Below are 26,105 nucleotides of genomic sequence, written 5' to 3' on the forward strand. Positions count from 1 at the left end.
CCGCACCGCGCGCCCCGCAGGGTTGACCTCAACCAAACGTGAGGGAACAGCCTCGTGGTGGACGACCACGAACGCACCGGGAGGCACCTCATGACAGCACTCAGCATCGGCGTGAACCTGCCCACGTTGGGCGAAGGAGCGCACGAGGCGGCGAGTGGCGGACCGAGCCCGGCCGAACGCGCCCGCCACGCGGAGCAGCTCGGCTTCGAGTCGGTCTGGGTTCCGGACCTGATGACCGGCGACGGCATGCCGGCGTTGGAGAGCACCGCCGTGGCGGCCGCGGCGGCCGCGGCGACCGAACGGGTCCGGATCGGGTTCGGGGTGTACGTGGTGGCGCTGCGACCGGTCGTGTGGACCGCCGCGCACCTGGCCACCCTGCAACACCTCTCGCGGGGCCGCGTCCTGTTCGGAGTGGGATCGGGAGGGTTCCCGCGGGCGCCCTTCTGGCTCGCGAGCGGAGCCGCGGCCCACGACCGGGGCGCCCGCACCGACGCGGCACTGCGGGCACTTCCCGGCCTCGTCGGTGGCGAGCCGACCCTCGTCGACACCGCCTCGCAACGGGTGGAGATCACCAACGCCCCAGCGGCTCCGGTACCGCCCGTACTGGTCGGCGGGAACTCCTCCGCCGCGCTCCGCCGCACGGTGGAGTACGGCGACTCCTGGTTCCCCTCCCTGATCACACCCGAGACGCTCGGCAGACGGGTGGAACGGATGCGCTCCCTGGCCAGCGCACACGGACGCGGCGTTCCCGGGGTGACCGTCGGCGGTCACCTGGTTCCGGGGGAGGGCTCCACCGCCCGCGCGGCGCGGGAGAGTCTTGTCTCCTCCCTGACCGACCAGCACGGCATGTCCGCGGACGAGGCCGAGCGAATCCCGATCTCCGGTGGCACCGCCGAGATGGCCGAACGGCTGGCCGCCTACGCTGCGTCAGGGGCGCAACGCGTCGTCGTGAGTCTGGACGGTGCGGACTGGATGCACGGGTGCGAGACGCTCGCCGAGGCGGCCCGGCTGCTGTGAGCGTTCCCACGGCCGTGGTCCCGAATTCCATCCCACACGTGGTTTTCGGATAGAAAACGAGAGGTGCGGGGAACAACCACGACGCGATCCGGGGGGATGGACAACCAAACGAAAGAGCCACATGGAGCTCGAACGAGTCATTCTGGGCCTGGTCGTCGCTGTCCTCCTCCCCTACTCCGTTCCCGCGCTGCGCGCACGGTCCACTGTGGCTGTGGCGGCCAGCACCCTCTACGCGGGCTACACTCTGTATCCGGTTTTCCTTTCCTGGGAACCGTTCCTGCTGATTCCGTTGTGCGGAACGATCTCGTACGGCCTTGTTCAGCTGGCCCGCCACGACGGGGACATGCAGGGGTCTCCGCTGCTCTTTCTCCCCGCCGAGGTGCGAAAGTACACGCTCGTCCCGGTCGGTGCCGCGCTCATCGCCACCCTCAGCACGCTGGCGATGTACGGGGTACCGGAGATGCTCAACGCGACTCATGAGTTTATCCTGGACAACACGGTGGGGATCGGCGTGTCGGGGTTCCTCATCGCGACGTTCGTCGGTGGGGAGGTCGTCACGCACACCCTGCACCCCTTCTCCGCCGAGTTGAAAAAAGCCGAGGAAGAGGAGATGACGCCCCTCAAGGGTGCGGGGACAGTCATCGGTTGGCTGGAACGCTCCCTTACTTTCCTGCTGGTCGGTGCCGGACAATCGGAGGCGGTACTCGCCGTTGTCGGGATAAAGGCACTCGCACGGTTCTCGGAATTGCAGGCCAACCAGAAAAGATTCGCGGAATACTTTCTCATCGGAACGATGAGCAGTATCGGCTTCGCGGTTCTCGTCGCGGCTACCGTCCGTTTGGCAGTCGGGGAAAGGGCACTCGTTTGAACACGCAACTCACGCTTCGGCAGCACCCGCTCATAAGAGCACTCACCGAACTCGACCTTCCCGTCACCGACTACGTCATCGCGGGCAGCGGCCCGCTGCTGGCCCACGGTATCCGCGACGAGGTCTCCGACCTCGACATCGTCACCCGGGGGCCCGCCTGGGAACTGGCCCAGACCATGGGGCCGCTGTCCACGGCCCCGTGGGAGGACGTCCAGCGTGTCCTCCTCCGGCGCGGCCACCTGGAGGTACTCAACGGGTGGTTCCCCAGCACCTGGGACGTCGACGAGTTCATCGACAACCGGGTGGTCATCGACGACCTCCCGTTCGCCCCCCTCGACCGGGTTCTCCAGTGGAAACGCACCCTCGGGAGAGCCAAGGACCTGGACGACATCGACGCGATCCTGCGCTACCTGACCCGCAGTCCGCTTCCGCCGACGGTCCACCCCTCCCACCCGTGAGGTTCCGGGAGAAGCGCCGGTGCCTCAGAACAGGACGGACATGACCGCACCCACCTCGCGGAAGCCGACCCTGCGGTAGGCCGCCCGTGCCGGGGTGTTGAAGTCGTTGACGTACAGCGTGGCGCGCGGGGCCACTCCGGACAGTGCCCAGCGCGCCACGGCCGCCATACCGTGTACGGCGTGCCCCTGTCCGCGGTGCTCCGGGTGCACCCACACACCCTGGATCTGGCAGGCGTAGGGGGTGACGGCTCCGATCTCGGCCTTGAACACCACCCGCCCGTTCTCGATGCGCGCGAGCGCACGCCCGCTGCGTACCAGCTCCGCTATACGGGCCCGGTACAGGGCGCCCCCGTCGCCCGAGTCCGGCGGGACACCCACCTCCTCGGTGAACATGGCGACACAGGCCGGGTACAGGATGCTGAGCTCGTGCGGCTGGACCTGACGTACGCGCGTGTCCGGTTCCACCGCGGGATACTCCGACAGTTCCAGCACGGGCTGGTTCGCCCGGATCGTCCGGGCGGGGCCCCACGCGGGGCGGAGCCGGTCCCACATGTCGTTCACCGCCGGTATGGGGCCGACGATGGAGGAACAGCGGCGTCCGCGTTCCCGGGCGCGTTCCGCGAACTTGCGGACCGCCGTCGGTCCGGCGTTCACCGGTACCAGGTTGGCGCCCGAATAGCACAGCGAGGCGATACCGCCCTGTTCGACGTATCCCCACAGTTCCGCACCGAGCCGTGCGGTGTTCAACCCGGTGGCGCGCACCCGGGAACTGACGAAAACGTTCCCGACCGGGTCGGCGTCCAGAAGGCCGTGTACGGCCTCCCGGTCGTGTTCGTCCAGTACACGCACCGAGGAGGTTCGCAGCACCCGCATCACCCCACCCGACATGATCCTCGCGACTCCAGACTAATCGACCAGCGGGCGGCGGGAGGCGGAACGGCGCTCGGGGCACCCTCTCACTTCCGGGGCCTGTGGCCGTCGGCCCCCGCTGCCGGCGGGGACCGTCCGCCACACCGGACGCTCCCGGTGATTCTCCCCTCCCCGCCCCCGTGTCCCCAACACGACACGGCTGTCCGCGCCGGGTCGGGGTGGCGGTACCATCGTGGCCGTCCAGCCCGGGCAACTCCCCCGACCTGCGAGGTGAGCGACGTTGCGTTTGGACCGCGTCGACGAGCGGATCATCGCTATTCTCGGCGCGGATGCGCGTACCAGTTTCGCTGACATCGGCGAAGCTGTGGGGCTGTCCGCCTCAGCCGTCAAGCGGCGGCTGGACCGGCTGACGGACGCCGGCGCGATCCGCGGATTCACTGTGCTCCTGGAGCCCTCGGCTCTCGGCTGGACCACCCAGGCCTACATCGAGCTGTACTGCCGCGCCCGCACGTCGCCCGGCGAGATCAGAGCGGGGCTCGCCGACTACGCCGAGGTCACCTCGGCGTGCACCGTCACCGGGGAGGCCGACGCGATGGTCGAGGTACGGGCCAGGGACATGACCCACCTGGAGGAGACGATCGAGCGCATCGGCGCCGAGCCGTTCGTGGTGCGCACCAAGAGCACCCTGGTCCTGTCCCGCTTGGTCGAGCAGCCCGTGCTGGCCGGCGAGGCCAACGGCTGAGCCGGTCCCGTCGCCCCCGCGGGCCGGGGACGCTCGGACCGGGACCGTGTCAGGTGATGGGGATGCGTACCGTGCGGTTCATCGCGCGGACGAGGCGTGCCTGTGCGAGGAAGAGCAGCGGCATTCCCACCAGTTCGAGCACGAGCGCGGCGATGAGCACCGGGTGCGGCCAGCCGTCCACGAGCACGGACAGCAGCCGGACCACCCCGTCGGCGAATATCGCTCCGACCAGGAGCCGGAACGGCAGGGTGACGCTCTCGATGCGCGGGATCGCGCACAGTGCCAGGACTCCGGCGAGGATCCAGAAGAGGCCACTGGAGCGGAACGCGCTGTCGGAGCTGGCGGCGGCCTCGCCGGCGCCGGGGAACAGCGCGGCGCCGAGCGCCACCTCCCCGAGCCCGATCACCGCGAGGGCGAGGGCGAGTACCGCCACGGCTACTTGCAGGCAACGGCGCATCGGTACTCCATCCTGGAACAATCCTTAGTCCAAACCACGATAAACCGGACTATACGGGTTATCCTCGCAGGTTTTCCGGCGAGCCGCACACGTGGCCGCCCCCAGCGGCCTCCGTCCGGTGTTCAGGAGCGCTCGTCGATCCCCCGGGCGGACATCGCCTCCCCCATGGCCTCGGCGGAACGAATCAGCGCGACGATGGCCGGTACCGCCAGCAGGTGGGGCCGGCGGCGCAGCCCGCGGGCGAGGTAGGCCTCCCGGGAGCTCCGCCACGCCGATGCCACCAGCGGGATGGAACGTATGGTCAGGGCCAGTACCAGCGCCACGCGCCGCGGGCGCACCCCCACCACCGCCAGTGGCCGGGCGAGGTTCTCGAACAGGGCCAGCATCTCGCTCACCCGGGTGGACAACGTCACTATGCCGGACAGCAGCACGGCGGCCACTATACGGAGGCACAACCGCGCGGCGAGCTGCCAGTCGCCCGCGAGCGCCTGGAACGCCACGATCGCCGCGAGGAACCACGCCAGCGGGACGAGCAGCCGCACCGCGCGGCGGACGGAGAATCCGGACAGGGGGTAGAGCGCCGCGCTGCCCAGGGCGGCGGCCAGGTCCACCCACATGTTCCCGACCGCGAGCACCACCGTGACGACGGTGAACAAAAACAGGAACTTGCCCCAGGCCGGTGTCCGGTGCGCCACCGAGTCACCGGGAACGTACAGGCCGACCGTGTTCACGGCGTCCTCCCCGGCGCGGCGCCGGTACCGGGGGCCAGTCCCATCAGTTCCGTGTAGTGGGCCACGGCCGGTTCGGGTTCCCCGTCGAACACCACACGTCCCTCGTCGACGACCAGCACCCGGTCGAAGTCCATGACCGTCTCCAGGTGGTGGGTGAACAGGACGAGCTGCTGCGGCAGCTCCCGCAGCGTCCGTTCGATCAGCGCGACGTTCCGCAGGTCGAGCAGGGTCGTCGGCTCGTCGCACACCAGGATGTCGGGTTCGGTGACCAGGACGGCGGCGAGTGCCAGCAGCTGCTTCTGGCCCCCGGAGAGCAGGTGGGCGGGATGGTCGCGGTGCCCGGCCAGGTCGTAGCGTTCCAGCACCGCGTCCACCCGCCGGGTGATCTCGGCCCGGGAGAGGCCGCTGTCCCGCAGCCCGATCTCGATGTCCTCGGCGACCGTGGGCATGATGATCTGCGTGGCGGGGTCGGAGAACACGAACCCCACCCGCTGCCGTACCTCGCGCGCCCGACGGCGGGTGTCGAGCCCGTCCACCCACACCCGGCCCGAGTCCGGCACGATGAGGCCGTTCAGGGTCCGGGCGAGGGTCGACTTCCCGGAACCGTTGGCGCCGATCACCCCGATCCGGTGCTCGGTGAGCCGCAGGGAGATGTCGCTCAGCACCGGACACCCGTCGTAGGCGTGGGTCACGTGTTCCAACGTCAGCATGGGACTGCGGCGCCGTTCCTGCTCGGAGAGCTGTGGTTCCGTCGTGGGTTCTAGTTCTCGGTGGGTTCCGCCGTGGTGACGGGGCGGCCCGGCGGCGGCACCGGGTAGGCGCGGAAGACGGCCGAGGCGACGGCCGAGGCCAGGAGCGCCTTCGCCAGGTCACCGGGGAGGAACGCTCCGGTTGCGATGATACTGGCCAGCAGTTCGTCACCGAGCGCGACCGCGCTCCACGGCACCCCGACGGCGTAGATGACCCCGATTCCGCCGAGGATGTTGATCCCGAATCCCGGGAGGAAGCGGTACCGGGGAGCCATCCGCTGGGCGAGGAGACCGATCACCAGCGCCCCCACGACCCAGCCGAGCATGTAGCCCCCGGTGGGGCCGAGGAAGGGTCCGACCCCTCCCCTGCCGCCTGGGAGGAGGGGAAGCCCGGCCAGGACCAGGGCGAGGAAGGTCAGTACGGCCAGGGTCCCGCGTTTGGCCCCGAGCAGGCTGGGGGCGAGCATCACGCCGAGCGTCTGCAGGGTGATGGGTACCGGCCCCACCGGGATCGAGAACGGGAGACTGAGTACCGCTATCAGAGCGGCGAAAACGCCGATCAGCGCGGCGTCGCGCGCGGTCAGACCGCGGTGGCGCACTCGCGGGTCAGGGGATTCTGGCATGAGGGATCCTGTCGTCGGAGTTACCGTTGCCCACCCCCATTGTCGGATATGCCCGGTTGAACCAATGTTGTGGCACCCGACGGAGATTCCGCGGCGGACCTTGTCGGATACCGCCAGGGCTCCCCTGCGCGGCATCCCGGCGCCGCGCCCTGCGGCGCGGCGCCGGGAGCGGCTGCCTCACGCGGGCAGGACGCAGGCGGGACTTCCCAGCTGCATCCGGTTCCCGGTGTCCACCGGAACCCCGGTCTCGTCGTCCAGAGCCAGCACGGCGAGCAGCCCGGTGTCCTGGTTCGCGGCGACCAGGTACCTTCCCGCGAGGGCGACGTGCCGCGGCCAGGTGCCGCCGGAGGGGGTCTCCGCCAGGAACCGTGGTGGCGCGCCCCGGGCGGGGAGCTCGAACGCGGACACGGTGCCCGCTCCCCGGTTGGACACGTAGAGCCGCCGGCCGCCCTCGGGCCGCACCACGGCGGCCGGGTGGTTCTCCCCCGTCCGCTCGGTCGCGGCCACGGCGGTCTCCCATCGCAGCGCCGTCCCGCAGGGCTCCCACCGCAGCACGTGGATCCGGGAGTCGAGCTCTCCCACCACGCAGAGCCCGCCGTCCGGGTGGGATACCACGTGACGCGGCCCGCTCCCCGGCGGGAACCGGGCGGCGACCGGCCCCCCGTCCGGTCGCGCGTCCGCAGTCAGGGGGTGGCGGCGCAGCTCGTCGGTACCGAGGTCGGCGACGAGCAGCTCGCCGCCCCCACGCGGCACCCGGACGTGGTGGGCGTGGGGGCCCTGTTGGCGTTCGTCCGGGCCCGAACCGGTGTGGGGCAGCACCCGGACGGGCGGGAGGGGGGCGCCGTCCGCACCGACGGGGTGCACGCTCACGGTGCCGTCGGCGTAGTTGGCCACGGACACGTGCCGCCCGTCCGGGTGCACCGTGAGGTGGCAGGGAGCACAACCGCCCGTGGACGCGTCCGCCAGTTCGGTGAGCTCTCCCCCCTCCCGCACGGCGAACCCGGTCACCCGCCCGGTGGTGCACTCGTTGACCGAGTACAGGAGCGGCCGCGTGGGGTGGGCCGCCAGGTACGAGGGGCCGGTGGTGGCCGCGGCGGCCTCCCCGCCGGACAGCTCCCCCGAGGAGTGGTCCAGCCACACCCGGTGGACGCCCGCGCCGGAACCGGGCGGGTCCGAGCCGGGCGTGTAGGTGCCTACCCACAGGAGCTGGTGTGTCATCGTCGCTCCGTCGCGGATCGGGAGGAGCCTCCGGTATCGCTGTGCTGTACCGCCAGCGCGGCTATGCCGCCCTGGCGGTACAGCTCCCGGCAAGCGCCCCGGCGGATCTTGCCACTGCTGGTCTTGGGGATGGTGCCGGGCCGGACCAGCACGACGTCGTCCGTCTCCACACCGTGCACGGTCCCCACGGCGCGGCGCACCTCCTCCACAGAGCGCTCGGCGTCGAGGTCGGCGACACGGCTCCGCTCCACCTCGACGACGATGACCAGGCCCGTCCCGACGGCGGGCTCCGTCTGGAAGGCCGCCGCGTGCCCGGCCCGCATCTCGGGTAGCGCCCGGGCGACCGTGTCCTCCAGGTCGAAGGGGTGGTGGTTGCTCCCGCGCACGACGATGAGGTCCTTGTCCCGGGAGGTGATGCACATTCTCCCCTCGTGCAGGAAACCGAGGTCACCGGTACGCAGCCACCCGCGTCCCGGATAGCCCAGCCCCGGGTCCGCGGGAGGGGGAACGGGAGAGCCGGAGGCGTCCGTGGGCCGGTTGTCGAACAGTTCGACACTCTCCTGCGGGCGGGCGTAGTACCCGTGGGCGACGTTTGGGCCGTGCACCCAGAACTCGCCGATCGTGTCCGGCGCGGCGAGGCACCCGGTCTCCGGGTCCACCACGGTCACTTCCTGCTGCTGGGGAACGCCGCAGCCCACCACCGGGATGGCGTTTCCGGCTCCGGGGTCCGCGTCGGCGACGCGCCCCGCCGCCAGAGCTCCGCGCTCGCACCACCGCACCCGGGGAGCAACGCCCACAGGGTCAAGCGCCACAGCCACGGTCGCTTCGGCGAGTCCGAAACTGGGAGCCAGGTCGTTGTAGGAGAACCCGGTGCCGCGGTAGGCCTCGGCGAACGCGGTCAGGCTCGCCTCGCGTACGGGCTCCGCGCCGACGACCAGCGCCCGCAGCGGGGTCAGGTCGAGCGCGGCGCGCTGTTCCTCGGGGGCGCGGCGTACCGCCAGGTCCAGGCCGAAGTTGGGGGAGCACGTTGCCACCGCGCCGTGGTCACTGATCGCGCGCAGCCAGCGGATCGGGCGCTGCACGAAAGCCTGCGGGCTCATCCAGACACCGTGCGCGCCGGCGAGCAGCGTCGTGGCCGCCGCCACTACGAGCCCCATGTCGTGGAAGAAGGGGCACCAGCTGACGTAGGTTTCCTCCGGACGCAGGTCCAGCCAATCGCGCGTCTGGCGCGTGTTGCTCCACAGGTTGCCGTGGGTGACGACGACTCCGGCCGGACTGCGTGTGGAGCCGGAGGTGTACTGCAGGTAGGCGGTCTCCTCGGCCGCGCAGGGGACGATGCCACCCACCGGTTCGTGGTCGAGCGCGTCGACCGCGAGAACGGCCCCGGTTTTCACCCCGGACTCGGCTATCCGGTGGAGGGACTCCGCGTCGGCGGAGAGGGTGAGGCTCGCCGCCGGTGTGGCGTCCGCCAGCACCGCGGACAGCCGCTCGTCGCTCTTGCCCGCCTCCGGCTGGTACAGCGGGACGCTGACGACCCCGGCGTACAGGCACCCGAGGAACGCGGTGATGTAGTCCAGCCCTTGGGGAAGCAGCAGTGCCACGCGCTCGCCCGGAGCTGTGACCTCCCGCACGGCGGCGGCGACGGTGCGGGCTCGTTCGTCGAGTTCGGCGTAGCTCAGAGTGTGTGCCGCCCCGTCCGGGTCGTCCCGGTAGTCCAGGTAGGTACTGGCTGGTTCCTGCGGACGCGTCCGGGCCCAGTGGCGGATCGTCTCCGCGAAACCCACCGGTGGCTGCGGTACGGACATCTCGTTGGTCCTCTCGACCGTGTCGGTTCCATGCGGTGCGGGATCGGGGTTACGGATGGTCGCCACGGAGCAGCTCCACGATGCGTTGCCTGCCCTCGGCCGGCGGCATGTGGCCTCCCGGCAGCGTTACGCAGGTGAACTCCCGGGAGGTGTGGCGCTGCCATTCCCGGACCGCGGCGGGGTCAGCAGCGGGGTCGTGCTCGCCGACGAGGGCGGTCAGGCGCACCGGGAGCGGCTGCGCGGCGCGTGGCGTGTAGGCGTCGTGCAGGGCGAGGTCCTCCTGCAGGTCCGCACCGAAGACCTGCGCCAGCTCCCTGCTCTCCGTGATCTCCGGGGGGATCCCCCCGTAGGCGGCGTCAACGGCGTGCACGAGGGAGACGGGGTCCGTGGGCCATCCTCCTTCGCGTTCCCGTGCCGCGTGGGGGGCCTCCCGCCCGCTCACGACCAGGTGCTCGACCGCCTCTCCCCGGGCGAGCAGCTCCGCGGCGGTCTCGTAGGCCAGCACGGCTCCCATGCTGTGGCCGTACAGCAGCACCGTTCCCGGCAGCCGGGCGATGGCGCCGGCGGCACCGCGCACCGCGGGTTCCCAGCGTTCGGCGGGGGGCGCCGTGGGAGAGACGCTGTTCCGGAGCGCGCCCCACAGCGCCGTTCGGTCGTCCATTCCCCGGAACCACGTGAGATAGGTGGCCGGCATGGCACCGGCATGCGGGAAGCAGACCAGGTGGCGTCGGGCCTCCCCCGAACCGGTGGCTGCCGCGGAGGGATCGAGCGGGACGAGGGCGGGGAGCGTCTCCCCCTGTCCGGCGGTGTCCTCAGCGTGAGGTTGTTGTTCGGGCAACGATCTCCTCCGCGATCGCTGTGGGGGTCACGTGGTCGTAGATGAACGTGGGGCTGACGCTGATCCCGAAGCGGTCCTCGATCTCGGCGGTGAGCTCCGTGGCCTGCACCGAGGAGAGACCGCTCTCGGCCAGGGGCGTGTCCTCCGCGATCCGGTCACGGGAGGTGCTCAGTACCTCCGCGACCCGGGTGACGATCCATGTTTCGACGTGTGAGCTGTGAACATGCGTGTCTTCCATTTCCTCCCCCTTGATCGAACCGAACCGACCATACGGACACCGCTCTCTATCGCCTCCTATGCGCACAAATCGGACACAGCGGTGACGGCATCTCTCCCCACGACTACGGGCGGGCGTCACGGAAGGTTGCATTCGAGGTGCGCGGCGAACGTGTCGATCGTGGGATGGTTCAACAGATCGGCCGCGGTGACCCTGGCAAGCTCCGGATGGGCGGTCTGCACCCGGTTGCGGACCTCCATCAGCGCGATCGAGGACAGCCCGAGATCCTCGAACCGCTCCGCGGTGGACACCCGCTCCGGCTCGCGGTGGAGGACGTCGGCGACGATGGCCGAGAGCGCGGACGTGACCACCCGCACCCGCTCCTCCGCCGTGGCGGCCGCTTCCAGCTCGGCGGCGAGGTCCGGGAGTGCCGCCCGGCGGCGCTCCTCCCAGCCTCGGTCCCAGACCATCGGGGAGAGCTCCGCCGAAGGCAGACCGGCGGGGGCCACGCCGCGGGGAACGGGCCCCAGCGTGTACACCTCCCCCGCCTGGGCGAGCAGCGCGTGGTACTCGCCCGCCTCACCGTCCCGGTCCGACCGCCCCGCGGCGGCCACACCGCCGGAGGAACCGCTCTCGGCCAGGACGTCGGCGACGGCGTGCCCCAGGACCCCGCGCGGGGAGATCTCGACGAACATGCTTCCCTCCTCGGCGAGGGAACGCACCACCGGGGCGAACTGGACACTACCGCGCAGTTGGCGGGTCCAGTACTCACCGTCGAGCTCGTCCCCGGTGACGGGAGAGCCGGTGTGGGTGGAGACGATGCGCGCCTCCCCGCTCTCCGCCGGGGCGAGCGGGGCGAGCGCCGCGCGCAGCCGGGGCAGGACCGGATCCAGCAGCGGACTGTGCGCCGGCACCCCGTCGGCCACGGGCCTCGCCCACACCCCCGTGTCCGTGAGACGGGTGTTCAGCTCGGCCAGCGCGTCCTCGGTACCGGACAGCACGCACGCGCGGGTGCCGTTGTAGGCCGCGACGGCCAGTTCGTCCTCCCGGCCGGCGATCGCCCCATGCGCTCCCTCCGGCGTCAGGTCCGTCGCCAGCATCCCCCCCTCGGGGGCCTTCTCGGCGAGGAGTTCGGAACGGGCGCACACCAGACGCGCCGCGTCGTCCAGCGAGAGCGCTCCCGCGACGTGGGCCGCGGCGACCTCGCCGAGGGAGTGTCCGACCACCACGTCCGGACGGACGCCCCAGGACCGCCAGAGCTCCGCCAGCGCCACCTGCATCGTGAACGTGGCGCGCTGGGTGTCCGCGAACCCGGACAGGGCATCTCCCGGGCTCCAGTGGGCGTCGCTGTGCGCGGCCAACGCCTCGCGCAGCCGGTCCACCGCCGCGGCGAACACGGGTTCCGCCGCGTAGAGCTCGGTACCCATGCTCTTCCACTGGGCTCCGTGCCCCGGGAAGACGAACACGGTCCGCGGAGCGCGACGCGGCGCGGCGCGCGGACCGCGCACGGCGGGGTGCGGACGCCCCTCCGCCACCGCGCGCAGCGCGGTGGCGGCCTGTGCGGTGTCCTCCGCGGCGACGGCGAGGCGGTGGGAACCGTGGTCCCTGCGATGTACGGCTGTGCTCGCGGCGGCCGCCAGATCGCAGCCCTCGATGTCGGAGGCCCACGCCGCGGCCGTGGCGCGCACCGCGGCTTCGGTGTGCGCGGAGACCGGGATCAGCTGCATCCGCCTCTCCTCCTGGGGCTCCTCCGACCCGCTGTCGCGTTGGAGTGGGGTGTGGTGCGGGGCCGTGAGGATCACGTGCGCGTTGGTCCCGCCGAACCCGAACGCGCTCACTCCCGCGAACCGCTGCTCGCCCCGCACGGGCCACTCCCGTGCCTGTGTCGGGAACTCCACCGGAAGGTCCCGCAGCTGCGGCCGCTCCTGTTCGTGGTGGATCAGCGGGGGGATCGTCCCGTGGTACAGCGCCAGTGCCGTCTTGGCGGCGCCGGCCAGCCCGGCGGCCCCCTCGAGGTGGCCGAGGTTGGACTTCACCGAACCCACCGGGAGGGGAGCCTCGCGGTCCTGGCCCAGAACCGCGGCGAGCGCGGACGCCTCGACCAGGTCGCCGACCATCGTGGCGGTCCCGTGGGCCTCGACATAGTCCACTTCGGAGGTGGGGACACCGCTGCGCTGGTACGCCTGGGTGAGAAGCTCCTGCTGGGCGCTGCGGTTGGGGGCGAACAGCCCGTTGGAGCGGCCGTCGGAGTTCTCCGCGCTCCCGGCGACGGTGGCGTACACGCGGTCGTTGTCGCGCCGTGCCGTGTCGGAGCGCTTCAGGACGAGGGCGAGCATTCCCTCGCTGCGCACGTATCCGGCACCATCCGCGTCGAACGGGTGGCACCGCCCCTGTGGGGCGAGGATGCCACCGTCGACGAAGGAGGCCGTGAGACCGGAGCTGAGCAGGATGTTGACCCCGCCCACGACCGCGACGTCGACCTCTCCGCTCTCGATGTCCCGCCGCGCCTGGTGCAGGGCGACCAGCGAGGAGGAGCAGGCGGTGTCGACGGTGTGCGACGGCCCCCGGGCGTCCAGCGTGTAGGACACGCGATTGGCGAGGATCGCCATGGCCGCCCCGGCAGCCGTATACATGCTGGTCCGCTGGCCGGGGGCGAACGACCGCGCCACCTGGTCGGTGGCGGCCGCTCCGACGTAGACGGCAGTGCGAGGGCCGCTGGCGTCCGACAGCGGCATGCCGGCGTTCTGCAGCGCCTCGACGACGACCTCCAGCAGGATGCGCTGCTGGAGGTCCATCTCGTCCGCCTCGGCGGTTCCGATCCCGAAATAGCCGGAATCGAAGGCGTTCGGGTCGTCCAGTGTCCCCGCCGACCACGCTTCCCGGGGACGCTGTTCCGGATGGAGCTCAGAGGCCATCCGTTCCCAGCGCTGCGGTGGGAACGTCGTCACCGCGTCCCCACCCTGCGTCAGGGTGCGCCACAGGTCACGGGGACCGTTGATCCCTCCGGGAAGACGGCAACCGATCCCAGTGATCACGGCGGGGGACCGTTCGTCCTCGGTCGCGCCCCTCACTTGGCACTCACTTCCCAGACTCCGGCCGAACCGCAGCAGCGGACGTCCACGTCCGTGAACCGATTCTCCAGTTCCCGCTGGAGATCCGCGAAGGAATCCTTGGTGTTGTGGAACGCGTTGTCGAAGGAGTTGTTGTACACGTCCAGGACTTTTCGCGCTGCCCTGCTGTTGTCGACACCGTCCGACAGGATCGTGGCGCCGAAGAACCGTCCTCCCGGACGCAGCACCCGCGCCACCTCGTCGAACATGGCGGATTTCGTGGCCATGTCTCCGGGTATACAATGCATTACCATCGAGCACCCCACCGAATCCAGTGACGCGTCCTCCAGCGGAAACTCTCCCAGAGCGTCCGCGATGTGAATACGCGTCTCTCTCTTTTTGACACGCCCTGCCGCGCGCCGGAGCGGGACCTCGTTCAGGTCAAGCAGATGCACCACACCATTCTCCGGTACCGGCGCACGAGAAACGTAGTATCCCGTTCCAGGGCCTATGTCCAGGTGACGTTCACCGACGTTCCTCTCGTAAAGAGAACGCACTGTGCTCGCCGGACAACGCCATATGTAACGCTGACTCAACCAGACGACGGTCAAGTCATAGGTTCCGATGTTAAGCCTGTTGTAAAGGCGCGGGTTAGCTTCGGAGGACGATCCGGAAACAGAAATACTCCATCTCCCTCAACTAGGGGGCAAAAACAGGCAGTCTCACTCGGAGGACTGTTGCGCCACCCGAGAAATGTAGTCGCGGCACGAGTCCGGATCGAACATCCATTTCTCGTAATCACCGGGATCGTTGAACCCGCTTATCCAGCGGTCGGCGATCTCCTGATGCTCGGTGACGGCGGGAAGAAGTTCCCCAAAGTGATCCGGGACGTCCCCGGACCAGAATCCGGTCACCATCTGGGAGAAGGTCGCGGCGTGCTTGCCCTGCTCCTCCCAGAAGGAGTCGAACGTCTCGTTCATCCAAGCGGCGTCGAACGGGGCCTCGCCTCGGGCGAGAATCGCATCGGCGAATTTCTGCGCGCATATCGTGGAGTTGGCCCACCCCTGGGCGCTCACCGGGTCGGAGGTCACCACGGCGTCGGCCATCCCCATGACGAGACCGCCGCTGGGCAACATACCGACAGGGCGGTGCACAGCGGGAACGATCCTCTCCATGAGCATGGCGTTGTCGTCGACCAGGGTGGCGTCGCGGCAGCGTTCCGCGATGTCGGGAACGTGCTCGGTGAGCCGCCCCATCATCGCCCGCAGCATCGCCTCGCTTCCCCGCCCCACCACGTCGGCCGACCCGTCCAGTTCCGAACCGGGACGGGCCATGGTGAACACGGAGGTGGCGGGACCGGCTGAGGTCAGTATCGGGGTGCACACCACTTCGCCGCCCGGAGTGGAGATCACACTGACGCGCTGTTCGCCCTTGTCGCTCGGTGCGACACCGTGCAGGATCGCTTGGCTCAGCACTCCCGTCTGCGCGCCGCCCGAACGCGAGGGGTCGTTGGGGAACAGCTCGCCGAGCTCCCCCGATCCCACTGCGACGACGACCAGATCGTACATACGGGCGAAGTAGTCCAGGTCCGATACGGTAACGCCGTGAATGACGACCTTGCCGCCCCTGTCCTCGAAGTACTCCATCCAGTCGGCCATCTTCACGCGCCGCTCGACCGACACTCCCGGCCCGGCTGACTGTTTCCCGCTGATGTCGAGGGGCGGTTGGCCCGGAGCGCGTAGCGAGAGGTCGACCCAGTTGTACTCGGGGGCCTGGTCGGACCAGAAATCGAGCCCCGCCTCATGTTCCATCTCCCGGACACGCTGGAGTGTGAACTGCGTCGCGGACGTACGTCCGCGGCGGATCTCGGGCGAAGTCTTTCCGGTTATCAGCGTGACTTCGTAATTATTGTCGATCAGTTTGTGGGCAAGAAAGAGCCCACTCTGACCGGCACCGACAATCAGAATCCTGCGCATCTCTTATCCTCGTCCCGGTTTCCCTCTAGGTCAGCCCACCGGCTCCGGTGCACCGGGCCGGGACAGTGTGTACTGGAGCAGCCGTTTGAGCACACCTCCGGACGAGAGTCGGTCCCGAGCGTCGAAATCCACGATCGGAATGTGCGGATCGATCTCCAGCGCCTCGCGGATCTGTTCGGTCGTGTAGTCGAGTTGACCGTTGAACCTGTTCAAGGCGACCACATACGGGATCCTTCCGTTCGTCTCGAAGTAGTCGACCGCGTCGAAACACTCGGACAGACGACGACTGTCCACAACGATGACGGCTCCGACAGCGCCACGGACGATATCGTCCCACATGAACCAGAAACGGGCCTGTCCGGGGGTGCCGAACATGTACATGATCAGCTCCCGTTCCAGGGTCAACCGCCCGAAGTCCATGGCCACCGTGGTCGTGGTTTTCTCCGGCGTCCCGGAAAGGTCGTCGTGGTCGGTACTGGCCTCGGTCATCACCGCTTCGGTGGTGACCGGCGGAATTTCCGATACGGAGCCGACCATCGTGGTTTTCCCGGCACCGAAGCCACCAGCGACGACGATCTTGGTGGAAACGAGGGACTGGGAACCGGTCGTGTTATTGGAAGAGACGTTCGAGTCCACGGAGCGCCCTCTCCAGAACTTGGTTTTCCGACGGGCTTTGGCCGGTGATGGTCGGATGGATGTACACGTACTCCTGGTCGGCGAGGTCGCTCAGCAGTACCTGGGTCACCCCCATGGGGATTTCCAGTTCCGCGGAGAGCTCGGCGACCGATCGCGGCTCAGCGCACAGCTGGTATATGCTCTCCGACTCCGGCATCAGGTTCGGAGGTACGGGGGTGTCCGGGTCCGCCACCGACACCAGCGTCTGGACCATCAGCGGGTGGCGTGACCGGGTACGCCCACCCGTGAAGGTGTACGGGCGTATCCGTGCGCCCCTTTTCCTGCGATAGCTCATATCACCGAGTTCCCCTTCGCGCTTCGGCACGGTTTCCATCGATCGCGCGCCGGGCCTGGCCGCGCGAACCTCATGACGCCATTACCTCGCGCAGCTGGGAACGCAGTTGAGGGGTCAACGCGTGTCCCGCGCTCTCCACGAGCAGGGTCATCTGGTAGGCGACGATCTTCATGTCAGCGTCACTCGACGTCAGCACGGCCAGGGACGACCCGTCACTGATGGACATGACGAACAGGTGCCCGTGCTTCATACGCAGAATGAGCTGCTCGGACTCGCCCTTGCTGAACATGCGTGCGGTACCGTCGGCCAGGCTCTGCAGCCCGCTGGCGATCGCGGAAAGCTGTTCGGCGTACTCCTCGGGGAAGTCACGGGAGGCTGTCAGCAGCAGACCGTCCGACGAGACGACGATCGCGTGTTCGACTCCGGGAACTTCCGAGACGAAGTTGGAGACGAGCCAGGTGAAGTTCTCCGCGCTCTCACTCAAGCGGTTGTCCATATCCGTTCGCCTTTTCACTTGATTCGGCTTCGCGCCGTATCGCTACTCGTCCGACCCGGCTGCCTGCTGACCCTCGATGAAACCCTCGAGGTCGGCACGGATCCGCTCGGCACGGTCGTCCTCGGCGGCCTCGGGCGTTTCCTGGGTGTCACCGGCGGCACCATCGTCCCCGCCGGTTCCGTCCCCGGCGGTGGCACTCCCGTCAGCGGGGGGCATGGGAGGCAGGACAGAGCTCCTGTGCGCGCTACGACGCGGCAGACCGGCCGCGGTCACCGACGAGTCCATGGCACTGTTCTTTTCCTGGGGATGGTTCGGGCCGGATACGGTCTGGGTCTGTCCAGGGCTCTGCTCCCGCCGACGAGTGCTCCCCGCGGACTCCGAGGAGGCCGGTGCGGACTGCCCGGCTTCCGGTGAGGAGGCGTGGGCGAAGGGCCCCGTGTTCGATCCCGCCGACCGGCGCTGGCCCCTGTCCTGGCTCGGCGTCGCGAAGAGCCGTGCCGGCACGACCACGTGCGCGCTCACACCGCGGAAGGCACGTGCCTCGAGCTGCACCTGCATGCCGTGGCGGTGCGCGATCCGGCTGACCACGTACAGCCCCATACGCCGCATGACCTGTTCGTCCAGGACCGGTTCGCCGGCGAGGCGGGAGTTCAGTTCCGCCAACTGCTCCTCGGGGATCCCGATCCCCTCGTCCTCGACGGTGACCAGCAGCCGGTTGTCGGCCATCGACTGGGCGCTGACGACCACCTGGGCGTGCTCCGGCGACTTCTCAGTCGCGTTGTCCATCAGCTCGGCGAGCAGGTGGGTCAGGTCGTCGGCGGCGCTCCCCGTCAGGGAGATGTCCGGCAGGTCTCCCACCTGGACCCGCTGGTACTCGCTGATCTCGGATATCGCCGCGCGGGCGACGTCCAGCAACGGAACCGGCTCACCGGAGGTGTCCCCGGTGTCCTCACCCGCCAGGACGAGCAGGTTCTCCCCGTTGCGGCGCATGCGCGTGGCCAGGTTGTCGATCTTGAAGAGCTTCTCCAGCAGCTCGGGGTCCTCGCTGTCGCCCTCGAGCTCCTCGATGTGGTCCATGATCGAGTCGACCAGGGTGAGGTCGCGCATCGCCAGTCCGGCCAGCGTTCTGGTGACCAGCTCCTGCTGCTCCGACCGCTGTGACTGTTGCGGCAGCGGAGCGTGGGGGGTGGCTGCCGCCTGCTGCGGACTCGCGGGAACCGCCTGTGTCCCGGTCCAGTACTGGTGGGGGTGGCCAGTGGCCGGCTGCTGGGGGTGGGGGTATTGCTGGGGGTGGGGGTATTGCGGGGGGTACGCGTACGGTGCCGCGGCCCACTGCTGCGGGTCCGCGGGGGGAGGACCGGCCTGCTGCTGCCACGGGTGAGGCTGCTGCCACGAGTAAGGCTGGGGAGCGTGACCGGCCCGCCGGGATCCGGACCGTATCCCCAGCCATGTGAGCAGCCTCTGCCATTTCCCGCTCTTGGGGGGGAGCGGTGTCGGGCCCTCCGCACCGGGTTGGTACGGGAGGGAGTGGGGGTGGGGGTGTGGGTGGTTGTCGTACCCAGCTGGTGACCGCGCTCCGGGAGGCTCTCCGGACGCGGTCGAAGATGGCGTGTGCGCCACAGCACATCTCCTCGTATCGGGGGTAACAGACGGTGAGCCACACCCGTTCCCCGCGACGCCCCACGCCCCTCTCGGGTAGCCAGGGGACCTCCCGAAACAGTCACCGCAGCACAACTCGTATGGCTGTCCGGCCCACGGTTAAGCGAAGTGCGCCCCAACCGTCCTCACATAGACAGATCGAAAGCAACGCTAGCACAGAAAGCCTTATGTGCCAGGCGATCCGGGATTTTTTCCGTCCCGGACACCACGACTCCACCCGGAGGACACCCGACACACAGAAGAGGATGGCAGGAACACTCTGTAACGAAACCGGGGATGACCAGAGCACCGGCGGAAGTGGTCGGTATCACTCCCGGGTTCGGGTACGGACCGTTACCGTGTCCGCCCGGTCACCCCCGCACCGCCTGGGCCGCCTTGCGGATGCGCTTCTCCGAGACCGGGTAGGCCGTGCCGAACTCTTGGGCGAAGAAACTCACCCGCAGCTCCTCCAGCATCCACCCGAGCTCGACCACGTCGGGGTCGTGGGCCCGTCCCGGGGGAAGCGCCGACACCGCGTCCGCGCACACCTGGCGCACCTGTTCCACCTTCGCGAGGGTGGTCTGGTCCCGCCGGGGGTTCTCCGGGAGTTTGTCCATCCTCAGCTCCATGGCCCGCAGGTAACGCGCGAGGTCCCCCAAACGGTGGTACCCGGCGGCGGTCACGAACCCGGGATGGATCAGCCCGCTCAACTGCCCCTGGAGGTCGTTCATCGACGGCAGCACGGCCAGGCTCGTCGTTCCGGACACCCGCTGGCCGACCGTGTGGGCGCGGGCGAGCACCCGCGCGGTCGCCGCGACCGCGTCGGAGAACGTGTCCGCCAGGCCGGAGCGCACGTGCTCCCGCAGCTTCTCGAAACCGTCCGCGTCCCACACCGGGGCGCCCGCCTCCCGCATGAGGGCGTCGACGCTGCAGGACAGGCAGTCGTCGAACACGGCGTCGACACTGCCGTGCGGGTTGTGCCCGAGCGCGAGCTTGCTCTGGTTGTCCAGTTGCCGCTGCGCCACCGGCACCGGTGAGGGGAGGTTCAGCAGGAGCAGACGGCGCAGTCCGCCCTGCATGGACGCGCGCTGTTCCGGCTCGGTGTCGAAGATGCGGACGGCCACGCTCTGCCCCTCGTCCACCAGGGCGGGATAGCCCCTGACGGCCGAGCCGGCGGAGCGGCGCTCGAAGACCTGGTCCAGTGGACCGAAGTCCCACGTCGTCAGCCCCCGCTTCTCGATGCCGTCGGCCTCCGCGGAGATCGCCTTCTGCAGTTTGGGTTTGAGCTGGTTCTGCAGGTCGGCGATGTCGCGGGACTCGGCGAGCCTGCGTTTCTTCGCGTCCACCGCCCGGAAGGTGACCCGCAGGTGGTCGGGCACTTTCTCCCACTGGAAGTCACCCGGGTCGATCCGTTCTCCGCTGTCCCGGCCCAGTTCCCGAGCCAGCGCCTCCACGAGCGGTTCCTGGTACGGCGTCAGGCGCTTCAGCACCGCCGCCGCGTGGTCGGGTACGGGCACGAAGTGCCGCCGCACCGGTTTCGGTAGGGAGCGCAGCAGGGCGACCACCAGCTCCTGGCGCAGCCCCGGGATCTGCCAGTCGAACCCGTCCTCCGTCACCCGGTTGAGCACCTTCAGGGGAACGTGCACCGTGACGCCGTCGGCCTCGGTTCCGGGTTCGAACTGATAGGAGAGGTCGAAGGAGAGGTCCCCCTGCCGCCAACTGTCCGGGTAGTCCTGCTCCCGCACCTCGTCGGCGCGTTCGCTCATCAGCATCGACTTGTCGAAGCTGAGCAGGTCCGGGTTCCGCTGCCGCTCCTTCTTCCACCAGGAGTCGAAGTGGGCCGCCGAGACGACGTCGGCGGGAACGCGGGCGTCGTAGAACTCGAACAGGGTCTCGTCGTCGACGAGGATGTCCCGGCGGCGCGCGCGGTCCTCCAGGTCCTGGACCTCGTCGAGTTTGCGGCGGTTCTCGTGGAAGAAGGCGTGCCGCGTTTCCCAGTCGCCCTCCACGAGGGCACGACGGATGAACAGGTCCCGTGACGTCTCCGGGTCGATGCTCCCGTAGCCGACCTTGCGCTGGGCCACCAGGGGGACGCCGTACAGCGTGACCCGCTCGAAGGCCACGACCTGGCCGCGGTTCTTCTCCCAGTGCGGCTCGCTGTAGGTGCGTTTGACCAGGTGCCCGGCGAGGTTCTCGGCCCACTCGGGCTCGATGCGCGCGACGACCCGGCCCCACAGCTTGGAGGTCTCCACGAGCTCGGCCGCCATCACGTAACGCGGCTGCTTCTTGAACAGGGAGGAACCGGGAAAGATGGCGAACCGGGCGCCGCGCCCGCCCAGGTACTCGTGCTTATCCGGGTCCTTCAGCCCCACGTGCGACAGCAGTCCGGACAGCAGCGCGATGTGGACGTTCTTCGGGTCGGGCTCAGCGTCGTTGGGCGTGATCCCCATACCCGTGACGATCTGTTCGAGCTGGCTGTAGATGTCCTGCCACTCGCGCACCCGGAGGTAGTTGAGGAACTCCGTGCGGCAGAGCTTGCGGAACTGGTTGCCGGACAGGGCCTTCTGCCGCTCCCGGACGTGCCGCCACAGGTTCAGGTAGGCGAGGAAGTCCGAGTCCTTGTCGGCGAAGCGGGCGTGTTTGGCCGCCGCGGCCTCCTGGTTGTCCGCCGGACGTTCCCGCGGGTCCTGGACCGACAGTGCCGCGGCGATCACCATGACCTCGCGGACGCACCCGTTGCTCTCGGCCTCCAGCACCATCCGGCCCAGCCGGGGGTCCACCGGAAGCTGCGCGAGGTTGCGCCCCACACGTGTCAGTCCGTTGCGCGCGTCCCGCTGCTGGGGTTCGAGCGCCCCCAGCTCGTGCAGCAGGTTGATGCCGTCCTTGACCTGGCGCCGGTCCGGTCCGTCGACGAACGGGAACGCCTCGATGTCGCCCAGCCCCAGCGAGGCCATCTGCAGGATGACCGATGCGAGGTTGGTGCGCAGGATCTCCGGGTCGGTGAACTCCGGGCGGGACAGGAAGTCCTCCTCGGAGTACAGCCGGATGCAGATGCCCTCCGCGACCCGGCCGCAGCGCCCCTTGCGCTGGTTCGCCGACGCCTGCGACACGGGTTCGATCGGCAGGCGCTGCACCTTGGTGCGGTGGCTGTAGCGGGATATGCGGGCCGTTCCCGGGTCCACCACGTACCTGATCCCCGGCACGGTCAGCGACGTCTCGGCGACGTTGGTGGACAGGACCACACGCCGCCCCTGGTGCGGGGTGAACACCCGCTGCTGCTCCGCCGAGGACAGACGCGCGAACAGCGGGAGGATCTCGGTCTCGGGGAACTTCTGCTTGCGCAGCGCCTCGGCGGTGTCGCGGATCTCCCGCTCCCCGCTGAGGAACACCAGGATGTCGCCGGGCCCCTCCCCCTGCAGTTCGGCCACGGCGTCGCAGATCGCCTGGGTCTGGTCGCGGTCGCTGTCCTTACCGTCCGTCTCCTCCTCGGACACGGGCCGGTACCGGACCTCCACGGGGTAGGTGCGCCCGGACACCTCCACGATGGGGGCGTCCCCGAAGTGCCGGGAGAACCGTTCCGGGTCGATCGTGGCCGAGGTGATGATGACCTTGAGCTCGGGCCGGCGCGGCAGCAGCTGTTTGACGTAGCCCAGCAGGAAGTCGATGTTCAGGCTGCGCTCGTGCGCCTCGTCGATGATCAGGGTGTCGTACTGCCGCAGCATGCGGTCCTGCTGGATCTCCGCCAGCAGGATGCCGTCGGTCATGAGCTTGACCCGGGTGTCGTCGCTGGAGCGGTCGGTGAACCGGATCTTGTACCCCACGGCCTCACCGAGCGGGGTGTCGAGTTCCTCGGCGACCCGTTCGGCCACGGTACGGGCGGCCAGCCGGCGCGGCTGGGTGTGGCCGATCGTGCCGAGCACCCCGTATCCCAGTTCCATGCAGATCTTGGGGAGCTGGGTGGTCTTACCGGAGCCGGTCTCCCCGGCGACGATCACGACCTGGTTGTCGCGGACCGCCGCGGCGAGGTCGTCCTTCTGCTGGCTGACGGGGAGCTCTTCGGGATAGGAGATCTCCGGCGTACGCTCCCGGCGCTGCTGCACGCGGCGCTCCGCCCGCTGGACGTCGGCGGCGATGTCCGCGCGGATACTCGCGCGCTTTTGCTCGTTGCGCACCTTGGAGAGGCCGTCGATACGACGACGCAGCCGGTGCCGGTCGGCCAGCATCAGCTCGGGAAGGCGGTCCCGGAGTTCGGTGAGGGACGGTTCCGCAGGCGAGGTTGTCATACCTGGTTCAGGATAGGCCCGAACGCAACGGATTTATTCCCCGGTGCCGCGTTCACGGCTGCGGCCCCGGGGCCCGGTCGAACAGCTCATCCGGCGTGTTGACGACGGCCGCCCGCCGCACCCACCGGTCCTGCTGGTGGGCATCGCCACACTGCCGCACCCGGTCACGCACCGTCTCCGGAACCGCGATCCCCCGCGCCTCCAGCACGGCCAACACATCCTCGGCCTTACCTTCAGCTTTGCCCTCGGCCTTGCCCTCGGCGATGTGCCGACGAGCGAACTCCGTCCTCCACTCGTAGGCGGGAGGGAGCATCAACGGTCACTCCTGACCTGACATCTCAGTCGAACAGGCCGTCAACGGAGTCGACGACGGCGGCGCGCCGCACCCACCGGTCCAACGTCGGTTCGTCACCGCACTCCCGGATACGCGCACGCACCGTCTCCGGGACCGCGATCCCCCGCGCCTCCAGCACACCCAGCACATCCTCGGCCTTACCCTCGGCCTTGCCTTCAGCTTTGCCTTCAGCTTTGCCCTCGGCCTTGCCCTCGGCGATGTGCCGACGAGCGAACTCCGTCCTCCACTCGTAAGTCCCGGTCGCCATGAGTGCCTCCCAGTGTTTACGGGCCGCTTCGGAAAGCGCACCAGCCACGTAGTCAGTATAGAAAGTCCCGCGCTGCTCATCCACGTGTTCCAGGGCGTGGGCGAAGGCTTCCAGCACGCCCGGCGTATCCCCGTGGCTCAGTGCCGACAGGACCGAGAGCTCCGGCATGGCGGCTGCCGTCTCCGTGTCCGTGACGACGGGGATCCGGTCGGGGCCGAGGATCTTGGGCCGCGTCACCGACCGCGTGATGTCGGTGGGGATGGGACGGTCGTACCAGTGCGCGACAGCCGGGTTCGGGCAGAACACCACCAACTCCACCGGACACTCCAGTCGGGCGCGCAGGTTGGCCTGGTACACCGGCCAGCTGTAGAACTTCTTGCTCTTGCGGTCGAGCTGGACCTCCACGATGATCGCCAGCACGGCGCGGCCGTCCGGATCGCGCAGCACGGTGACGGCATCGGCGATGTACTGCACGGGGTTCGTCTCGGCGAGGTCGGCGCACTCCAGCACCACTTCCTCGTGCTTGGGCACCTCAACCCCGGGAACGGCGCATTCCAGCAGTACCGGAGCCACATCGGGACGGTACTGCACCAGGTCGATCGGAAACTCGTGCTCGCGCGTCGGCATGGCAGCAAGTTAGCGCCTACCGGAGGGTAGGTAAGGCGGTTCGGGAAAATCCGCACGCTACACCTTGAACTTGGACCGCGCTCCGAGTTCTAACCTGGCCGTATGAAGGCTGAGCAGGCCGAGGAACTCCTGAGCGTCGCCCGGTTGGCGGCGCGGGTGGGGGTGCGGCCGGACACCGTGCGCTACTACGAGCGGGTCGGACTGCTGCCCGCCCCTCCCCGTACGAGCGGGGACCACCGCCGCTACGGCACCGCGGCCGTGGACCGGCTGCGGTTCATCCGCGGCACCCAGATGCTGGGGCTGCGGCTGTCCGAGATCCGCGAGCTGTTGGCGGTGCGGGACACCGGTGTGTGCCCGTGCGAACCGGCGGAGGACCTGCTGCGCCGGCGGCTGGACGAGCTGGACGCCGAGATGGCGCGGTTGGCGGATCTGCGCTGGGAGCTGGCCGGGATGCTGGACCGGTTCGGCCCCTCCGGCTGCCCCGACCCGGCGCCGGGTACCTGGCGCCCGCCCGAGACGCCGTCCGCGACCGGGGAGGGGAGGTGATCCGCGATGTGCCCGTGCTGTGACGACCCGACGTGCCGGTGCGAGTGCTGCGACTGCTGTTGAGCGGCCGCGCCCCTCCCGCGCCGCGGTATCGGACGGGAAGGGCGCGGCGTCCCGGCTGCCGGTGGGTCCCGCGACCGCTGCACACGGCCGGACCCACCGGGCAGCCGTACTGGTGGGAAGCCGCCGGCTCCGTCTCAGCCGACGCGCACCAGCATCTTGCCGACGTTGGCGCCGCCGAGCATGTCCAGGAACGCCTCGGCGGCGCGGTCCACACCCTCCACGACGGTCTCGTCGTAGCGGAGCTGTCCGTTGCTCAGCCACTCGCCGGCCTCGGCGGCGAAGGCGTCGAAGCGCTCCATGTTGCGGCTGATGACGAACCCGCGCAGGGTGAGTCCCTTGCCGATGAGCTGGGCCAGGTTGCGCGGTGCGGCCGGCGGCTCGGTGCTGTTGTACATCGAGATCATCCCGCAGATCGCGGCCCGCCCGCCGAGGTTGAACGCGGAGATCGCCGCCTCCAGGTGCTCCCCGCCGACGTTGTCGAAGTAGACGTCGATCCCGTCCGGAGCGGCGGCGCGCAGCTGGCCGACGATGTCGCCGTCCTTGTAGTTGAACGCGGCGTCGAACCCGTACTTGCTGGTGAGCAGCTCGACCTTCTCCGCCGATCCGGCGGATCCGATGACCCTGCTGGCCCCCTTGAGCCGGGCGATCTGGCCCGCGACGGTGCCGACCGCTCCGGCGGCGCCGGAGATGAACACGGCGTCACCGGGTTTGATCTCGGCCATGTCGACGAGTCCGTAGTAGGCGGTCAGCCCGGTCATGCCGAGGACGTGCAGGAAGACCGACTCCGGGACACCCGGGATGTCCGGGGTCTTCTGGAACTGGGCGGCGTCGGCCTGCACCGTGTCGCGCCAGCCGTAGAAGTGCAGCACCGTGTCGCCGACGCTGAGGTTGTCGGAACGGGAGGCCACGACCTCGCCGACCGCTCCCCCGGTCATCGCCTCGTCCAGCTGGAAGGGCGGGGTGTAGGACTTGACGTCGTCCATCCGGCCGCGCATGTAGGGATCGACCGAGATGTAGGTGTTGCGGACCCGCACCTCTCCCGGGGAGAGGTCGCCGAGTTCCCGCTCGACCAGGCGGAAGTCACTGGGCTGCGGCCAGCCGTTCGGGCGCGCGGCCAGCTGCCACTCGCGGGCGGTCGGTGCGGTCTCGGTGGCGTCTGTGGACATCCTCAGAGCTCCTCGCTCGTTGTTCTCCTGCTGTAGGGCTGCCCGGTACCCGGACGCCCGGGGGTTGATGCCCGGCACCAACGACGGGACCGGGA

25 protein-coding genes are annotated in these 26,105 nt (G+C 69.4%); 5 read left to right on the top strand and 20 right to left on the bottom strand.

What is annotated here, in order from left to right; all coding sequences use genetic code 11:
- The first annotated feature begins 54 nt into the window (after nt 1–54).
- The 3 genes from FHX37_RS11885 (at nt 55) to FHX37_RS11895 (ending at nt 2,343) form a co-directional block, all read left to right on the top strand.
- The gene (locus FHX37_RS11885; RefSeq protein WP_246062255.1) at nt 55–1,017 is read left to right on the top strand and encodes an LLM class flavin-dependent oxidoreductase; all 963 of its coding nucleotides are present in this window, start codon (nt 55–57) and stop codon (nt 1,015–1,017) included.
- Between the two features lie 121 nt (nt 1,018–1,138).
- The gene (locus FHX37_RS11890; protein ID WP_141923956.1) at nt 1,139–1,885 is read left to right on the top strand and encodes a hypothetical protein; all 747 of its coding nucleotides are present in this window, start codon (nt 1,139–1,141) and stop codon (nt 1,883–1,885) included.
- Nucleotides 1,882–2,343 (top strand): hypothetical protein, encoded by a 462-nt coding sequence (locus tag FHX37_RS11895; RefSeq protein WP_246062256.1) that lies wholly within the window; start codon nt 1,882–1,884, stop codon nt 2,341–2,343. Before FHX37_RS11890 ends, FHX37_RS11895 begins: the two co-directional genes overlap by 4 nt.
- A gap of 24 nt (nt 2,344–2,367) precedes the next feature.
- Here the strand turns inward: FHX37_RS11895 and FHX37_RS11900 are convergent, their stop codons facing one another.
- Nucleotides 2,368–3,210 (bottom strand): GNAT family N-acetyltransferase, encoded by an 843-nt coding sequence (locus FHX37_RS11900; RefSeq protein ID WP_141925219.1) that lies wholly within the window; start codon nt 3,208–3,210, stop codon nt 2,368–2,370.
- A gap of 283 nt (nt 3,211–3,493) precedes the next feature.
- Between FHX37_RS11900 and FHX37_RS11905 the strand changes: the two genes are divergently transcribed.
- Nucleotides 3,494–3,955, top strand: coding sequence for an Lrp/AsnC family transcriptional regulator (locus FHX37_RS11905; protein ID WP_141923957.1), 462 nt, complete (start codon nt 3,494–3,496; stop codon nt 3,953–3,955).
- Nucleotides 3,956–4,004: 49 nt separating this feature from the next.
- Here FHX37_RS11905 and FHX37_RS11910 read toward each other — a convergent pair whose 3' ends face one another.
- The 18 genes from FHX37_RS11910 to FHX37_RS11995 all read right to left on the bottom strand — a co-directional run bounded on the left by FHX37_RS11910 (nt 4,005) and on the right by FHX37_RS11995 (nt 24,235).
- Nucleotides 4,005–4,412 (bottom strand): DUF4345 domain-containing protein, encoded by a 408-nt coding sequence (locus tag FHX37_RS11910; RefSeq protein WP_141923958.1) that lies wholly within the window; start codon nt 4,410–4,412, stop codon nt 4,005–4,007.
- A 122-nt stretch (nt 4,413–4,534) separates the two neighbouring features.
- Nucleotides 4,535–5,143: an energy-coupling factor transporter transmembrane component T family protein gene (locus FHX37_RS11915; protein ID WP_141923959.1), complete on the bottom strand. Its 609-nt coding sequence runs from the start codon at nt 5,141–5,143 to the stop codon at nt 4,535–4,537.
- The gene (locus tag FHX37_RS11920; RefSeq protein ID WP_141923960.1) at nt 5,140–5,853 is read right to left on the bottom strand and encodes an energy-coupling factor ABC transporter ATP-binding protein; all 714 of its coding nucleotides are present in this window, start codon (nt 5,851–5,853) and stop codon (nt 5,140–5,142) included. Before FHX37_RS11920 ends, FHX37_RS11915 begins: the two co-directional genes overlap by 4 nt.
- A gap of 50 nt (nt 5,854–5,903) precedes the next feature.
- The gene (locus FHX37_RS11925; RefSeq protein WP_141923961.1) at nt 5,904–6,515 is read right to left on the bottom strand and encodes a biotin transporter BioY; all 612 of its coding nucleotides are present in this window, start codon (nt 6,513–6,515) and stop codon (nt 5,904–5,906) included.
- Between the two features lie 177 nt (nt 6,516–6,692).
- On the bottom strand, nt 6,693–7,733 hold the full coding sequence (locus tag FHX37_RS11930) for a lactonase family protein (RefSeq protein WP_141923962.1): 1,041 nt from the start codon (nt 7,731–7,733) through the stop codon (nt 6,693–6,695).
- On the bottom strand, nt 7,730–9,604 hold the full coding sequence (locus FHX37_RS11935) for a fatty acyl-AMP ligase (RefSeq protein ID WP_141923963.1): 1,875 nt from the start codon (nt 9,602–9,604) through the stop codon (nt 7,730–7,732). The genes FHX37_RS11930 and FHX37_RS11935 overlap by 4 nt, the downstream gene beginning before the upstream one ends.
- Complete coding sequence (locus FHX37_RS11940; protein WP_141923964.1) at nt 9,588–10,376, bottom strand: thioesterase II family protein; 789 nt, start codon at nt 10,374–10,376, stop codon at nt 9,588–9,590. The genes FHX37_RS11935 and FHX37_RS11940 overlap by 17 nt, the downstream gene beginning before the upstream one ends.
- Nucleotides 10,351–10,614: an acyl carrier protein gene (locus FHX37_RS11945; RefSeq protein ID WP_170181564.1), complete on the bottom strand. Its 264-nt coding sequence runs from the start codon at nt 10,612–10,614 to the stop codon at nt 10,351–10,353. Before FHX37_RS11945 ends, FHX37_RS11940 begins: the two co-directional genes overlap by 26 nt.
- A gap of 116 nt (nt 10,615–10,730) precedes the next feature.
- Complete coding sequence (locus tag FHX37_RS11950; RefSeq protein WP_170181565.1) at nt 10,731–13,664, bottom strand: type I polyketide synthase; 2,934 nt, start codon at nt 13,662–13,664, stop codon at nt 10,731–10,733.
- Nucleotides 13,661–14,254: a class I SAM-dependent methyltransferase gene (locus tag FHX37_RS11955; RefSeq protein ID WP_170181566.1), complete on the bottom strand. Its 594-nt coding sequence runs from the start codon at nt 14,252–14,254 to the stop codon at nt 13,661–13,663. The genes FHX37_RS11950 and FHX37_RS11955 overlap by 4 nt, the downstream gene beginning before the upstream one ends.
- Before the next feature lie 111 nt (nt 14,255–14,365).
- Nucleotides 14,366–15,454 carry a styrene monooxygenase/indole monooxygenase family protein gene (locus tag FHX37_RS11960; protein WP_141923967.1) on the bottom strand — a complete coding sequence of 363 codons (1,089 nt, stop codon included), beginning with the start codon at nt 15,452–15,454 and terminating at the stop codon, nt 14,366–14,368.
- 195 nt (nt 15,455–15,649) lie between these two features.
- A complete protein-coding gene (locus tag FHX37_RS11965) occupies nt 15,650–16,255 on the bottom strand; it encodes a GTP-binding protein (protein WP_141923968.1) in 606 nt (201 codons plus the stop codon).
- Entirely contained in the window at nt 16,230–16,628 is a 399-nt protein-coding gene (locus tag FHX37_RS11970) for a DUF742 domain-containing protein (protein ID WP_342777611.1), read from the bottom strand. The genes FHX37_RS11965 and FHX37_RS11970 overlap by 26 nt, the downstream gene beginning before the upstream one ends.
- 31 nt (nt 16,629–16,659) lie before the next feature.
- Nucleotides 16,660–17,085: a roadblock/LC7 domain-containing protein gene (locus FHX37_RS11975; RefSeq protein WP_141923969.1), complete on the bottom strand. Its 426-nt coding sequence runs from the start codon at nt 17,083–17,085 to the stop codon at nt 16,660–16,662.
- Between the two features lie 42 nt (nt 17,086–17,127).
- Nucleotides 17,128–18,705: a sensor histidine kinase gene (locus tag FHX37_RS11980; RefSeq protein ID WP_141923970.1), complete on the bottom strand. Its 1,578-nt coding sequence runs from the start codon at nt 18,703–18,705 to the stop codon at nt 17,128–17,130.
- 389 nt (nt 18,706–19,094) lie between these two features.
- A complete protein-coding gene (hrpA, locus tag FHX37_RS11985) occupies nt 19,095–23,006 on the bottom strand; it encodes an ATP-dependent RNA helicase HrpA (RefSeq protein ID WP_141923971.1) in 3,912 nt (1,303 codons plus the stop codon).
- A 52-nt stretch (nt 23,007–23,058) separates the two neighbouring features.
- Complete coding sequence (locus tag FHX37_RS11990; protein ID WP_141925222.1) at nt 23,059–23,319, bottom strand: hypothetical protein; 261 nt, start codon at nt 23,317–23,319, stop codon at nt 23,059–23,061.
- Nucleotides 23,320–23,344: 25 nt separating this feature from the next.
- Nucleotides 23,345–24,235: an RpnC/YadD family protein gene (locus FHX37_RS11995; protein WP_141923972.1), complete on the bottom strand. Its 891-nt coding sequence runs from the start codon at nt 24,233–24,235 to the stop codon at nt 23,345–23,347.
- A 102-nt stretch (nt 24,236–24,337) separates the two neighbouring features.
- On the opposite strand from FHX37_RS11995, the gene FHX37_RS12000 reads away from it, so the two are divergent.
- Nucleotides 24,338–24,781: a MerR family DNA-binding protein gene (locus FHX37_RS12000; RefSeq protein WP_141923973.1), complete on the top strand. Its 444-nt coding sequence runs from the start codon at nt 24,338–24,340 to the stop codon at nt 24,779–24,781.
- A 197-nt stretch (nt 24,782–24,978) separates the two neighbouring features.
- Here the strand turns inward: FHX37_RS12000 and FHX37_RS12005 are convergent, their stop codons facing one another.
- The gene (locus tag FHX37_RS12005) at nt 24,979–26,010 is read right to left on the bottom strand and encodes an NADP-dependent oxidoreductase (RefSeq protein ID WP_141923974.1); all 1,032 of its coding nucleotides are present in this window, start codon (nt 26,008–26,010) and stop codon (nt 24,979–24,981) included.
- Nucleotides 26,011–26,105 lie beyond the last annotated feature (95 nt).

Source organism: Haloactinospora alba (assembly GCF_006717075.1).
In the GTDB taxonomy this organism is placed as follows: domain Bacteria; phylum Actinomycetota; class Actinomycetes; order Streptosporangiales; family Streptosporangiaceae; genus Haloactinospora; species Haloactinospora alba.

Excerpts from the sequence above, each read along its gene's own strand:
- FHX37_RS11890 (WP_141923956.1), top strand. The coding sequence starts at position 1,139 with ATGGAGCTCGAACGAGTCATTCTGGGCCTGGTCGTCGCTGTCCTCCTC.
- FHX37_RS11910 (WP_141923958.1), bottom strand. The coding sequence starts at position 4,412 with ATGCGCCGTTGCCTGCAAGTAGCCGTGGCGGTACTCGCCCTCGCCCTC.
- FHX37_RS11920 (WP_141923960.1), bottom strand. The coding sequence starts at position 5,853 with ATGCTGACGTTGGAACACGTGACCCACGCCTACGACGGGTGTCCGGTG.
- FHX37_RS11925 (WP_141923961.1), bottom strand. The coding sequence starts at position 6,515 with ATGCCAGAATCCCCTGACCCGCGAGTGCGCCACCGCGGTCTGACCGCG.
- FHX37_RS11930 (WP_141923962.1), bottom strand. The coding sequence starts at position 7,733 with ATGACACACCAGCTCCTGTGGGTAGGCACCTACACGCCCGGCTCGGAC.
- FHX37_RS11945 (WP_170181564.1), bottom strand. The coding sequence starts at position 10,614 with ATGGAAGACACGCATGTTCACAGCTCACACGTCGAAACATGGATCGTC.
- FHX37_RS11960 (WP_141923967.1), bottom strand. The coding sequence starts at position 15,454 with ATGGAACATGAGGCGGGGCTCGATTTCTGGTCCGACCAGGCCCCCGAG.
- FHX37_RS11970 (WP_342777611.1), bottom strand. The coding sequence starts at position 16,628 with ATGGAAACCGTGCCGAAGCGCGAAGGGGAACTCGGTGATATGAGCTAT.
- FHX37_RS11975 (WP_141923969.1), bottom strand. The coding sequence starts at position 17,085 with ATGGACAACCGCTTGAGTGAGAGCGCGGAGAACTTCACCTGGCTCGTC.
- hrpA (WP_141923971.1), bottom strand. The coding sequence starts at position 23,006 with ATGACAACCTCGCCTGCGGAACCGTCCCTCACCGAACTCCGGGACCGC.
- FHX37_RS11990 (WP_141925222.1), bottom strand. The coding sequence starts at position 23,319 with ATGCTCCCTCCCGCCTACGAGTGGAGGACGGAGTTCGCTCGTCGGCAC.
- FHX37_RS11995 (WP_141923972.1), bottom strand. The coding sequence starts at position 24,235 with ATGCCGACGCGCGAGCACGAGTTTCCGATCGACCTGGTGCAGTACCGT.
- FHX37_RS12000 (WP_141923973.1), top strand. The coding sequence starts at position 24,338 with ATGAAGGCTGAGCAGGCCGAGGAACTCCTGAGCGTCGCCCGGTTGGCG.
- FHX37_RS12005 (WP_141923974.1), bottom strand. The coding sequence starts at position 26,010 with ATGTCCACAGACGCCACCGAGACCGCACCGACCGCCCGCGAGTGGCAG.